The sequence below is a fragment of the Streptomyces boluensis genome (genome assembly GCF_009908195.1).
GTDB lineage: Bacteria > Actinomycetota > Actinomycetes > Streptomycetales > Streptomycetaceae > Streptomyces > Streptomyces boluensis.
The window spans coordinates 1-11,493 of record NZ_JAAAHS010000251.1 but is presented as its reverse complement, the minus strand read 5'-3'; the positions used below and the strand labels follow the sequence as shown (position 1 = coordinate 11,493).

The window sequence follows — 11,493 nt, the reverse complement described above, 5'->3', positions numbered from 1 at the left end:
CCCCTCCACCTCGCCCCCGCCCGCGACCAGCTCGACGCCCTGCGGCAGCGGAAGATCTCCAGCGCCGAACTCCTCGACCTGGTCCTCGACCACCACGAGCGCACCAACGCGTCCGTGAACGCCGTCGTCACCCTCGACGCCGAACGCGCCCGCGACCGGGCCCGCGAGGCGGACGCGCACCTCGCGCGTACCGGCGAACCGCTCGGCGCGCTGCACGGCCTGCCGATCACGGTCAAGGACGCCTTCGAGACCGCAGGGCTCCGTACGACCTGCGGCAGCCCGGACCTCGCCGAGCACGTCCCGGACCGTGACGCGGACGCGGTGGCGCGGCTGCGGGCGGCCGGCGCGATCATCCTCGGCAAGACCAACACCCCGGCGAACTGCCAGGACATCCAGACCTCCAACACCATCTTCGGCACCACCCGCAACCCGTACGACGCCGACCGCACCGCGGGCGGCTCCTCCGGCGGTCCCGCGGCTGCCGTGGCCACCGGTCTGACCGCCCTTGACGTCGGCAGCGACCTGGCGGGCTCACTGCGACTGCCCGCGCACTACTGCGGGGTGCACGCGCTGCGCCCGAGCCACGGCGTCGTCGCCACCCGCGGCCACATCCCGCGCCCGCCGGGCTGGCTCACCAGCGGGGACATGCTCACCCCCGGCCCGCTCGCCCGCACCGCCGAGGACCTCGAACTGCTCCTCGGCGTTCTCGCGGGCCCCGCGCCCTCCGAGGTACTTGCATGGCGCCTTGACCTCCCCGAGCCCCGCAGCCGGGCGCTCAGGGGCCTTCGCGTGGGTGTCTGGGCCGACGACCCGTACTGCCGCGTGGACACTCCCACCCGTGAACTCCTCGACCAGGTCGCCGAGTTGCTCGCCGCCGAGGGCGCCCGCCCGGACCCCGACACCCGCCCGGTGGACCTCGCGGACTCCGACCGGCTGTTCCAGTCCCTGATGTACGCGACCGGTACGGCATCGGCCACCGACGCGGCGTTCCGCGCCGAGGTCGAGGCGGCCGCCGCGCTCGCCGACGACGACCACAGCCCCGGCGCGTTCTTCCTGCGCTCACGGACCATGCACCACCGCGACTGGCTGCGCGCGAACGAGGAGCGGGAGAAGCTCGCCCTGAAGTGGGCTGCGTACTTCGCCGAGCACGACGTCCTGATCACCCCGGCCGCGCCGACCGCGGCTGTGCCCGACCTGACCTCGGTGCCGGTCCCGCAGCGGCGCATCACGGTCGACGGCGCGGAGCGGCCGTACTTCGACCAGACCACCTGGGCCAACCTCACCAGCCACGTACGGCTGCCCTCGGCCGTCGTCCCGGTCGGGCGCACCGCGTCGGGGCTGCCGCTGTCCGTGCAGGTCGTCGGTCCCTACCTGGCCGACCGCACGGTGCTCGCCGTCGCCGGACACCTGTCCCGGCTGCTGCCGCAGCCGACCGCGCCCGCACTGCGCGGCTGACGGTCCCTGGCGCGGGCCGGCTCGCGGGGGAGCGGCCGGAGGGGCTGACGGCGGAGACGGCGGGGACTGAACACGGGGACTGAACGGCTTCCGTCCCTTTCGGTCCCTGCCGTTCAGTCCCTTGGAGAAACCGCAGGTCACGGCCGTTTACCCGGTGGCTGAGCAGGGCTTGAAGGGACTGAAGGGACTCAACTTCGCCATTATGAGCGTAACTACGTGTTTCATACGCGCGTATACGCGGGCGCATATGTAAAGACATATCTAGTACAGCTCATAATTAGGGGTTCTGAGTCCCTTCAGTCCCTGATCGCACCCCCGCACCGCTCTGACCTGCGGTGATGCCCAGGGTCCAAGCGCAGGGTCCAAACCGTTCAGTCACTGCTTTTCGGTCCCTTCCCGCCCCTTTCCCGGCTCGGCCGAGCCCGACAGTGACCCAAGGGACTGAAATCCAGTTACTTGCCTGCGAGGGACCGAGTTGATGCGGCGACGAGGAAGGCGTGCCGCGCGAGTTCGGTCCCTTGGGCCTCTCACGAAATAGGGCAGAACGGGATGTACGGGTGTTTATGCATGGTGGACGACGGGCGGTTGTCGCGATGAGCGCGCGGCCCCCGGTCCCCTCGCTCGCTGGCGGCTTTTCCCGCCGTGCGGTCCACGGCCGGCAGCTGCCCGCCTCGTCCGGGCAGGACGCTCCGCCAGGGCCCCGCAGCCGCGACGGCGCCCTGGCGGCGGGCGCCCGACACCTCCACCCGCAAGGACGCCCATGACCAGCGCGCCCGGATTCGACGCCGCTGCCGTGGCCCAGCAGTTGCTCGCCTTCGAGCAGCAGGCCGCGCTCAAGGGCGCACCCGCCAAGGCCGTCCCCGTACAGCCCGTACAGGTGGCGGCCCGCACGGCACCGCCCGGCGCGGCCCTGCCGCCCACCCTCAGCGACCGAGGCAACGCCAAACTCTTCGCGCACCTCTACAGCGACCGCTTCCGGCACGTGGAGGGACTCGGCTGGCACGAGTGGAACGGGCATCGCTGGAAGCGCAGCGGCGGTGACAAGGCCGCGCTGTGGGCCGCGGGGGAGATGGCCGAGGAGATGCCCGAACAGGACCCCGACGGGCGGCACAGCGACCGCGAGCTGCGCGGCCACCGCCGCCGCACCCTGTCCACCACCGGCATGAAGGCCCTGCTCACCCAGGCCAAGGCCGCCCCCGCCCTGGCCCTCGACCCGGACGCCCTCGACGGCGACCCGTACGCGCTGTGCACCCCCACCGGCGTCGTCGACCTGCGCACCGGCGCCCTGCGCAAGCCCGACCCGACCCGGGACTTCCACTCCAAGGCCACCACCGTCGCCCCGGAGAACACCGCCACGCCCCGCTGGCACCGCTTCTTGCGGGACACCTTCGGGGACGACGACGAGGGCCGGGAGATGATCGACTTCCTGCACCTGATGCTCGGTTACTCGATCACCGGCGACGTCGGCGCCCAGGTCCTGCCCTTCCTCCACGGCGAGGGCAAGAACGGCAAGTCGGTGCTCCTCGACACGATGATCCAGCTCCTCGGCGACTACGCCGACGCGGCGCCGCCCGGCTTCCTCATGGACCGCGGAGCGTTCTCCGAGCACTCCACCGAGCTCACCGAACTGCACGGCCGCCGCATCCTGATCTGCAGCGAACTCAAGCCCAACGACCGCTTCGACGAGGCCCGCGTGAAGCTCCTCACCGGCGGCGACAAGATCAAGGCCCGCCGGATGCGGCAGGACTACTTCTCCTTCACGCCCACCCACCACCTGTGGCTGCTCGGCAACCACCGCCCCGAGGTCTCCACCGGCGGCTACGCGTTCTGGCGCCGCATCCGCCTGATCCCCTTCGAACGGGTCGTCCCCGACGCCCGCAAGATCGACAACCTGGCCTTCGAGCTGGTCCGCGACGAGGGCCCCGGCATCCTGCAGTGGCTCATCACCGGCGCGGGCCGCTACCTCCGCACCCGCGACGCCCTCGACGGCCCGCAGCGCGTCCGCCTCGCCACCCGCGCGTACGCGGCCACCGAGGACCACATCGGCCGCTTCCTCACCGAGTGCTGCTGCCGCGACCCGGACGCGGAGAGCGAACTGCGCGCGGAGCAGGGCGCGTTGTACACCTCGTACGTCTCCTGGTGCTCGGCGGGCGAGGGCATCAGGCCCGCCACCAAACGCGCCTTCGCCACCCGCGTCCGGCAGGAGACCGGCCTCGCCTCACCCGCCGAGATGCTCAAATCCAACGGGCGCAAGTACTACCCCCGCATCGGGCTGCTCCCCGACCCGGGCTCCGCCACGATCCCCGCGTACGAGACAGAAGGGCCGCTTCGATGAGCTCGCTGCTGACGGAGGACGAGCTCTGTCACGAGAACAACGTGATCTGGCTGGAGGACCCCGACCGTCTCGACTACGTACGCCAGTCCCGCGACAAGACCACCCGCCGCCGCGGCAAGCCCGCCTACGCCCGCGAGGGCCGCATCGTCGGCTACGCGGAGCTGACCGGCGACGCCGAGCAGGCCGACTCCGGCTACTACCAGCGCCGGGTCTTCTACCTGCTCCCGCACGACCGGGACTACGCGCCCCACGGCGTCTACCGCGAGGGCGCCCCCGGCGAGGCCGTCGACCCGCGCACCATCAGCCCCGGCAAGGTCGGCGAGAAGACCCCCCGCTCCCAGTACGGCGCGGCGGCGGGCCTGGCACCTTCCTGAACCGGGACCGTCCTGAACAGGCCTTCCGCGACCGGCCGTAGGCTGCCCCGGACGACGACGGGGGAGAGGCGGCACATGGCCGGCACGGAGATCGGGATCTATCTGGCGCACCCGCGCCCGGGAAGCTTCAACCACGCGCTCGCCGAGGCAGTCGCGGCCGAACTGCGGGCCCGCGACTGCCGGGTGCGGTCGTACGACCTGTACGCGGAGGGCTTCGACCCGCTGCTCCCCGCCGACGGCACCGGCACGGTCGACGCGGCCCCGGACGCCGACGACCCGCTCGTACGGCGGCACCGCCAGGAGGTCGCGCGGCACGACGCCCTGGTGTTCGTGCACCCCAACTGGTGGGGCATGCCACCCGCCGTCCTCACCGGCTGGGTGCAGCGCGTCCTCGCCCCGGGCGTCGCCTACAAACTCGGCACCGCCGACGGCGAACCCGCGGGCCTCCTCAAGGCACGCCGCGCCCTGGTCCTGAACACCTCGGACACCCCGGCCGTACGCGAGGAGCGCGAGTTCGGCGACCCGCTGGAGCGGATCTGGGCGGCCTGCGTCCTGCCGTACGTGGGCGTGACCGAGGTCCGCCGGCAGGTGTTCCGCACGATGACCGACTCCTCGGCCGAGCAGCGGAAGACCTGGCTGTACGAGGCCAGGCAGGCGGCCGCCGAGCTGACGGCCGCCTGAGCGGGCGTCCTACTGCCCCGTGTACCCGGGCGTCCGCGGCACCGTCAGATCGCGCGCCCGGTACTCCGCCACCAACTGGTCGTACACCGGCGTGGCACCGATCTCCTCGGACGGCGGCGGGGGAGGAGGCGCGGTGGCCGGTGGCTCGTGGCGGGCGCGTTCGATGGTCCGCACCCGCTGCCAGCGCCCCGTCGAAGGACGGGGCGCCGGCGCTGAACTGCCGTCCGCGGGGCTCGAGTTCATGTCAGCCGGACCCGGTGGGCCTCAGGAGAGGCGGGTGTCCGCGCCGGGCTCCGCCTGCAGCGCCGGGGCGAGCACCGCCAACTGCGGCAGCGTCGCTTCGGGCAGCCCGAGCGGGCCCGCTCCCGGCTCGGTCAGCGGAGCGTCCAGGCCCAGGCCGGGGGAGAGCGCCTCGACCGGCGAGTCCGGCGACTCGATGCCGAGCCCGGCCACCCGCTCCTGGCTCAGCGGGTCGGTGACCGGTACGTCGAGGACGGTACGGGGCAGCGCGCTGTGCACCGGCAGTTGCGGCAGCACGTCCCGCGAGACGAGGCGGCCCTCGCCGCGCTCCGCGATCACGGGCGCGCCGGGCTTCGGCAGTGGCACCCCGCCGTGCAGCTCCGGCGCCTCGATCGGCAGCGCGTGCTCCAGGCCCTCGAGCGGGACGGGTACGGGCACGGAGTCACCGGCCACCGCAGGGGTCACGGCGGCGGCCGAGGCCATGCATGTCATCAGCGCGGCCAGGCCCGCACGGCTGGTCAACTTCACGGTGTCCACCTTTTCGAGCTTCTTCGGGCTTTCGAGAGCAACGGTTCTTCCCCCGGCACAACGAGCCGCACCGGCAAACCCCACGGCTTGTCCCCTGGGCGCAGCAACCGCGCCCGGCACGGCGGCCCCCCCCCGGCCGTACCGGGCGCGACCGCCGGTCAGCGCAGCTTGCTGACGGGCAGCAGACAGTGCGCGGCGGACCCGAGCACCGTCTCGTCACCGACGTACGCGCGGAACGTGTCGGCCGACAGCTCTTGCCCCGGAACGGCCTGCGGCCAGGCCCGGGTGCTGAGCACGAAGTGCACCGAGGCCCCCTCCTGCACGGCGTCCAGCCACTCCGGCGGGGCGACGCACTGCGCGTTCAGGCCCTGCATGCTGAGCACCGCCTGCCCGCCCTCCACGAGCAGCCGTACGGGGAAGCCGGGGCGCGAGCCGTCCGTCATGGTCCCGTCGAGGGAGAGGGTGAGGCTCTGCGCGAGACCGGCGACGGCGGCCTCGTTCTCGGCGGCGCCGTTCGCCCCGTCGCCGAGGGTGTAGGCGAGCAGATACGGGGTCTGGTGGCCCTCCTCGGGCGCCCCGATCCAGGCCAGGATGGACATGGTGCCGAGGCTGAACTGGTTGCCACTTGGGGCGGTTTGGGTTTCGACCATGGTCCGGCACCCTAACGGCGTGACAGCGGCCCGAGCCTCGTGCTTCACCCGTTCAGGGGAGAGCACTCGGAGACCGTTCGAGGGCGCACGAGCGGCGCGAATCCGCCCGCCGTACCAGGGCCGGGGAAATTGCCCGAGGAAATGGCGGCGCCCACTGCACGGGAAGAGTGAATCCTCCGCGCGGCACCGCACCGCCGGGCGACCAGGAGCGTTTCCGGCAGTCGAAAGGGTGATACGCACAACGGCACCGGAAATCCGTCCAGCCGAAAGAGAGTTGAACGCCATGTACGCACGTACCGCCACCGGAATTGCCTGTCTCGCCGTATTGCTCGGCGCGGGCAGCGCGACCGCGGCGCCCGCTCAGGACATCGCCGTGAACACCAAGGCCGTCATCGCCGCAGACCACACGGTCACCGCCTCCGGCACGTACCGCTGCACCGGTTCGGCGGGCCTGGCGCCGGTGTACGTCACGGCCAGCGTGAAGCAGGGCGGCACGTCCATCTCCGGCGACTCGCAGGAAGCGGTGTGCGACGGCGCGTGGCACAACTGGTCCACCAAGTCGCGGGCGTTCGGCGACATCCACCTCGCCCCCGGCCCGGCCACGGTGCAGGGCCAACTCGTACAGCTCGAGCCGCGCACGGGTCTGATCCCGATCGGGACGACCTTCCTGGCCGCCGCGGAGCGGCAGGTCGACCTGGTTCCGCAGGACTGACAGGCCGCCTCGGGGCGGCCTACTAGCAACTGCCGCCGGCCGCGGTCATCGACAGGAAGACCGTGCCGCACGCCGGGGCGCCGTCGACGGGTGTCTGCGGCCTGGCCTGGGCCGTGGCGCAGACACCCGCGAAGACCGAGGCGAGCAGCGCGACAGCCAGGACGCTGAAGATCAAGCGCATCGATACTCCTCGTGCAGAGACGCAGCCGGATGCCCCGGAGCGCGTCCCTTCGAGCATCTGCCTGGTTCCCGCAAGCTTCAACCCGGTGCACATCCATGAACACTGAGCGTGATATTCGCGGGAATCCATACGGCCTTTTCTGTACGGCCGGACACGGCGCGTGACGTAGTTCCGTGAGGGCGCCCGAAAAAGGGCGGAACGCGGGCCGCGCCTCCATTCGAGGGCTCGTCGGAATGTCGCACGAAAATAATCACGGACGGTCGTGATTATGCGTGTCAGTGGGCGCGGCTGTTTCTCGTGTACGGGCCGCGCACCGCCCCAACAGAAAGGCACGCAGATGAAGATTGTGAAGCTTGGTGCAATGGCCGTGGCCAGCGCGGCACTGCTCCTGGGCGGTGCCGGTGCCGCCGTCGCGGACCCGGGTCCCGGCGCTTCCGCCACGGGTATTGCCGCGAGCTCGCCCGGTGTCGCGAGCGGCAACGTGCTCCAGATTCCGGTCAGCGTTCCGATCAACGCGTGCGGCAACTCCCTCAACGCGATCGCTCTGCTGAACCCGACGGGCGGCAACGTCTGCGTCAACCAGTAGCGGCGCCGCTGCTCACGGAGCACCTGTGCGCCGTGCCGGACCCGTCGCGCATTCCGCGCGGCAGGACCGGCACGGCGCCGTGCTGTGTCCGGCGTTCGGGTGAACGACGAGAACCAAAACCCTCACCGGAGAGTTGGTCAGACTGCTGAACCAACGGGCATACACCCAGAAAAGGGACTGAAGTGATTAAGAAGATCCTCGCTACCGCTGCTGTCACGGCGTCCGTTCTCGGCACCGGTGCGGCCATGGCCCCGTCCGCGATCGCCGACGACGGCGACAACACGGTCTCGGAGAGCGGCAACAACGCCTCGCAGGTCTACGGCAACTCCGCCACCCACGGCGACATGAGCCCGCAGATGGCGCTGATCCAGGGCTCCCTGAACAAGCCCTGTGTCGGCCTGCCGGCCAAGCTCAACGCCGGTTCCATCGTCGGCGTCGTGCCGGTCTCGGTCCAGGACATCCCCGTCCTGTCGAACCCGCAGAACCAGCAGTGCACCGAGAACTCCACCCAGGCCAAGGGCGACGAGCCGCTCTCGAACCTGCTGCAGAACGTGCCGATTCTCTCCGCCAACTGATCGCGGAGCACTTCGCCTGCCCGGGCGCCGTCCTCGGACGTGCCCGGGCAGTGCCATGTCCGGAGGCCGGGGGCGCTGGGGGAGGGCGGACCTTATGTCGCCGGTGGGGGAGTTCTCCAACGGCCTGGAGCATTCGGGTGAGTTGCGTGCGATTAGTGATTTCGCGGTTTCTTCTGCCTGCCGAAATCGTTGTTCCTGCTGCAGTGATGATCGTCTGCGGCCGTACGCGACCGTCGCGATACGTAGCGCAGCACTGTGGGAAGGGAACAATGAACAAGAAGGTTATGACCGTTGTCGCCGGTGCCATGCTCGCCGTCGGAGGCGCCACCCCGGCCATGGCCGACGCCGGAGCGCAGGGTGCTGCGACCGGCTCCCCCGGCGTCCTCTCGGGCAACCTCGTCCAGGTCCCCGTGCACGTGCCGGTGAACGCCTGTGGCAACACCGTCGACGTCATCGGCCTGCTGAACCCGGCCTTCGGCAACACCTGCGTCAACAACTGACGTTCGTAGCGCTGAGCAGTACCGAGAACGGCCCCGGGCGGATACCGCACCGGGGCCGTTTCCTGTTTCCGCGGGTCTCAACCGGCAGGAGCGGAAACCGAGTTGGGGGCCCCGGAGGGCCCCCAACGTGCCGCAGTCCCGGGGTGTGCCGTGCCGGGTGAACAGACACGGCGGGCTCGACGACGCGAGAAGCGTCGGCGGCTGGGAGCCCTCACCGCCCAAGAAAGACCGCTGAGTTCAGTACACACCATGCGCGCCGGCGCCGGGTGAGGCCTTCACCCGTTTGCCGAGTCGAAAGTCCTTTCCGCCCTTCGGGTGGGATCAAGAAAGGCCCCCGCAACGGGGTTTCCGGTTGCCGCAGAACTCGTTAGACAGCGCGAAGGTGGCGCCTGGTGTCGACGGGACACCTGCCTGACGCGAGGGTTCGCGTCACTGAGAGAGCGCACCCTGAGAAAGGAAACTCAGTGAAGTACTCCAAGGTCGCCGCAGCCGTCGCCGGTTCTGTGATGGCGCTGGGTACGGCCGCGCCGGCGCTCGCCGCCGACGGCGTCGGGGAGATGGGGCCGATGAGCCTGAACGGCGCCCTGGCGGACACGCTCGCCGGTGGCCCGCAGCACCTGCAGGCCACTCAGGGTCTGCACAAGGGCGGCGACCCGCTCAAGCCCGTCACCGACGTGGCCGGTGGCCTGTCCGACGGTCAGGGTGCGCCGCAGAAGGTCGTCGACACCGCCTCGCAGGCGGGCCCGCTGCTCGGCGGTCTGCCGACCGGTCTGGGGCAGTAACTCCCGTACGGATCAAGGGGGTTGCCGGATCGGTATGAGCTTGCTCCCGGTCCGGGTGGGAAGTGAAGGTGGTGCGGCGCCTGTGGGTGCCGCACCACCTCCTTCTTTTGTGCGGCGCGTCGGTGGCCGCGCATGCGACAGGGCGGCGACAGCCGATCGCTCGCTGTCGCCGCCCTGTCGGGTGTGGCCGAAGCTCAGTTGTTGGCCGCGGCGTTGCCGAAGGCCGGGTTCAGCAGGCCGATGAGGTTCGCGGTGTTGCCGGACACGTTCACCGGCAGGTGGACCGGGACCTGGCCGAGGTTGCCGGACAGGACGCCCGGGGAGCCGGTGGCGGCGCCCGTCGCGTCGGAGTCGGCGAACGCGCTTCCGGCAGAGGCACCGGCGGCGATCCCGGCGGCGGCCAGGACCAGGGCGGCCTTCTTGGCAGTCTTCATGGGGGTGCACCTTCTATTCGACTTCGGGCCCCGAGTACGGGCCCACGTAGTCGCAACGTGCCGTCGGCCGCAATGACACGGCTCGTCGTGGTGTTGACCCCCTATGGAGCAATCGCCGTGGACCGTGCGGGACTTGGGGCGCCGCTCGGGCGGTTCGGTAGGGCCATCGGAGTGAAGGGGGAGAACCAAACGCGATGCAGGTGAGTTGGGCAGAGCGCTCCGATCGCGGGCATTCATGCGACACAAGGACGGAACATGTTCAAGAAGGTTATGGCCACTGCGGCCGTCACCCTGTCGGTAGCGGGTCTGGGTGCTGCGATGGCTCCGCAGGCGTTCGCGGACGACGACACCACGTCGCTGAGCGGCAACGGCGCTTCGCAGACCTACGGTAACTCCGCCACCAACGGTGACATGAGCCCGCAGCTCGGCCTCGTCCAGGGCTCCCTCAACAAGCCGTGCATCGGCCTGCCGGCCAAGGCCAACGTGGGCTCGATCGTCGGTGTCGTGCCGGTCGCGGTCCAGGACATCCCGGTCCTGTCCAACCCGCAGAACCAGCAGTGCACCGAGAACTCGACGCAGGCCAAGGGCGACGAGCCGCTGTCGAACATCCTGCAGAACGTGCCGATCCTGTCGGCCAACGTCGACTGACATCAGTCGTTCGACACTGCGGAAAAGAGAGCCCCGGCGCTTCGGTGCCGGGGCTTTTCGCTGTGTGGGCCCGGCCTCCCGGCCTCTTCGGGTGACGCGGGCTGCCGCTCGTGTCCTGTTCGTCCCCGTACTCGTTGGACAGCGCATGATCGAAGCAAAGCGCATCCTCGCTGTCGTAGCCCTCGCCGCCGGAGCCACCGGGCTTGCGGCTCCCATGGCCGCCGCTGCCGAAGGGCCCACGCCCGTGTCGGTCAACGGCACGCTCGACAACCTCGCCATGAGCTCTGTCGGCCCCGAGCACCGTGACGAGGTGCCGACGGTCTCCGGTCAGCTCGGCAAGCTCAACGAGCTGCGGCAGCTCACCGACCAGGCGGCGCCGGTCACCGGCCTGCTGATGTCCTGAACGACCGAACAGCACGACGCGGCGCGGCCCCTCAACGGGTGTTGAGGGGCCGCGCCGCGTCGTGTCACCGCAAAGGGTGAACTTACCTGCGCTGTACGGGACTTCAGCTGGTCCAGAACTCCCACCAGCGGGTCAGGATCAGCATGCCGATGATGCCGATGTGCAGCACCGGGGGCAGCCACGGGAACTCGTCGAGGGCGCCGCGCAACGGGGCCGGTGCGGGCAGGAAGCGGTGGCGGACGTTGTGGGCCGTGACGTACCAGAACATGGTGATCGTGGCCGCCCAGGCGAGGCAGCACCACAGGCACAGGGCGTTGATGTTGTACAGCGACTGGTACATGAGCCAGGTGCAGAAGCCGACGCCGAAGAGCATCCCGGCGTTCATCGTCAGCCAGTACCAGCGCGGGAA

17 protein-coding genes are annotated in these 11,493 nt (G+C 70.5%); 11 read left to right on the top strand and 6 right to left on the bottom strand.

Annotated features, from left to right (window positions below):
• The 4 genes from GUY60_RS25970 to GUY60_RS25955 form a co-directional block, all read left to right on the top strand.
• Window positions 1-1,455, top strand: a 1,455-nt coding sequence (locus tag GUY60_RS25970) for an amidase (RefSeq protein ID WP_161701982.1), incomplete at its 5' end; no start/stop codon positions are given.
• A gap of 760 nt (window positions 1,456-2,215) precedes the next feature.
• Window positions 2,216-3,790, top strand: a complete 1,575-nt coding sequence (locus GUY60_RS25965) for a DNA primase family protein (protein ID WP_161701980.1) — start codon at window positions 2,216-2,218, stop codon at window positions 3,788-3,790.
• Window positions 3,787-4,164: a DUF6009 family protein gene (locus tag GUY60_RS25960; RefSeq protein WP_161701978.1), complete on the top strand. Its 378-nt coding sequence runs from the start codon at window positions 3,787-3,789 to the stop codon at window positions 4,162-4,164. Before GUY60_RS25965 ends, GUY60_RS25960 begins: the two co-directional genes overlap by 4 nt.
• 75 nt (window positions 4,165-4,239) lie before the next feature.
• On the top strand, window positions 4,240-4,845 hold the full coding sequence (locus GUY60_RS25955; RefSeq protein WP_161701976.1) for an NAD(P)H-dependent oxidoreductase: 606 nt from the start codon (window positions 4,240-4,242) through the stop codon (window positions 4,843-4,845).
• 9 nt (window positions 4,846-4,854) lie between these two features.
• Here the strand turns inward: GUY60_RS25955 and GUY60_RS25950 are convergent, their stop codons facing one another.
• The 3 genes from GUY60_RS25950 to GUY60_RS25940 all read right to left on the bottom strand — a co-directional run bounded on the left by GUY60_RS25950 (window position 4,855) and on the right by GUY60_RS25940 (window position 6,263).
• Window positions 4,855-5,088, bottom strand: a complete 234-nt coding sequence (locus GUY60_RS25950) for a hypothetical protein (RefSeq protein WP_161701974.1) — start codon at window positions 5,086-5,088, stop codon at window positions 4,855-4,857.
• Window positions 5,089-5,109: 21 nt separating this feature from the next.
• On the bottom strand, window positions 5,110-5,613 hold the full coding sequence (locus GUY60_RS25945) for a hypothetical protein (protein ID WP_161701972.1): 504 nt from the start codon (window positions 5,611-5,613) through the stop codon (window positions 5,110-5,112).
• Window positions 5,614-5,771: 158 nt separating this feature from the next.
• Window positions 5,772-6,263, bottom strand: a complete 492-nt coding sequence (locus GUY60_RS25940) for a DUF5949 family protein (RefSeq protein WP_161701970.1) — start codon at window positions 6,261-6,263, stop codon at window positions 5,772-5,774.
• A 283-nt stretch (window positions 6,264-6,546) separates the two neighbouring features.
• Between GUY60_RS25940 and GUY60_RS25935 the strand changes: the two genes are divergently transcribed.
• Window positions 6,547-6,975 (top strand): DUF6299 family protein, encoded by a 429-nt coding sequence (locus tag GUY60_RS25935; protein ID WP_161701969.1) that lies wholly within the window; start codon window positions 6,547-6,549, stop codon window positions 6,973-6,975.
• A gap of 22 nt (window positions 6,976-6,997) precedes the next feature.
• Here GUY60_RS25935 and GUY60_RS25930 read toward each other — a convergent pair whose 3' ends face one another.
• The gene (locus GUY60_RS25930; protein ID WP_161701967.1) at window positions 6,998-7,156 is read right to left on the bottom strand and encodes a hypothetical protein; all 159 of its coding nucleotides are present in this window, start codon (window positions 7,154-7,156) and stop codon (window positions 6,998-7,000) included.
• 337 nt (window positions 7,157-7,493) lie between these two features.
• Between GUY60_RS25930 and GUY60_RS25925 the strand changes: the two genes are divergently transcribed.
• The 4 genes from GUY60_RS25925 to GUY60_RS25910 all read left to right on the top strand — a co-directional run bounded on the left by GUY60_RS25925 (window position 7,494) and on the right by GUY60_RS25910 (window position 9,599).
• Window positions 7,494-7,742 (top strand): chaplin, encoded by a 249-nt coding sequence (locus GUY60_RS25925; RefSeq protein WP_187370129.1) that lies wholly within the window; start codon window positions 7,494-7,496, stop codon window positions 7,740-7,742.
• A gap of 182 nt (window positions 7,743-7,924) precedes the next feature.
• Window positions 7,925-8,317, top strand: coding sequence for a rodlin (locus GUY60_RS25920; RefSeq protein WP_161701965.1), 393 nt, complete (start codon window positions 7,925-7,927; stop codon window positions 8,315-8,317).
• 269 nt (window positions 8,318-8,586) lie between these two features.
• Entirely contained in the window at window positions 8,587-8,817 is a 231-nt protein-coding gene (locus tag GUY60_RS25915) for a chaplin (protein ID WP_161701963.1), read from the top strand.
• A 464-nt stretch (window positions 8,818-9,281) separates the two neighbouring features.
• Window positions 9,282-9,599, top strand: coding sequence for a hypothetical protein (locus GUY60_RS25910; RefSeq protein WP_161701961.1), 318 nt, complete (start codon window positions 9,282-9,284; stop codon window positions 9,597-9,599).
• Window positions 9,600-9,793: 194 nt separating this feature from the next.
• Here the strand turns inward: GUY60_RS25910 and GUY60_RS25905 are convergent, their stop codons facing one another.
• Window positions 9,794-10,033: a chaplin gene (locus GUY60_RS25905; protein ID WP_161701959.1), complete on the bottom strand. Its 240-nt coding sequence runs from the start codon at window positions 10,031-10,033 to the stop codon at window positions 9,794-9,796.
• Between the two features lie 255 nt (window positions 10,034-10,288).
• On the opposite strand from GUY60_RS25905, the gene GUY60_RS25900 reads away from it, so the two are divergent.
• Entirely contained in the window at window positions 10,289-10,681 is a 393-nt protein-coding gene (locus GUY60_RS25900; protein ID WP_161701957.1) for a rodlin, read from the top strand.
• Between the two features lie 145 nt (window positions 10,682-10,826).
• The gene (locus GUY60_RS25895) at window positions 10,827-11,084 is read left to right on the top strand and encodes a hypothetical protein (RefSeq protein ID WP_161701955.1); all 258 of its coding nucleotides are present in this window, start codon (window positions 10,827-10,829) and stop codon (window positions 11,082-11,084) included.
• Between the two features lie 103 nt (window positions 11,085-11,187).
• On the opposite strand, the gene GUY60_RS25890 is transcribed toward GUY60_RS25895, so the two are convergent.
• Window positions 11,188-11,493 (bottom strand): vitamin K epoxide reductase family protein (locus tag GUY60_RS25890; RefSeq protein WP_281368577.1); only part of this gene is annotated, 306 nt, incomplete at its 5' end.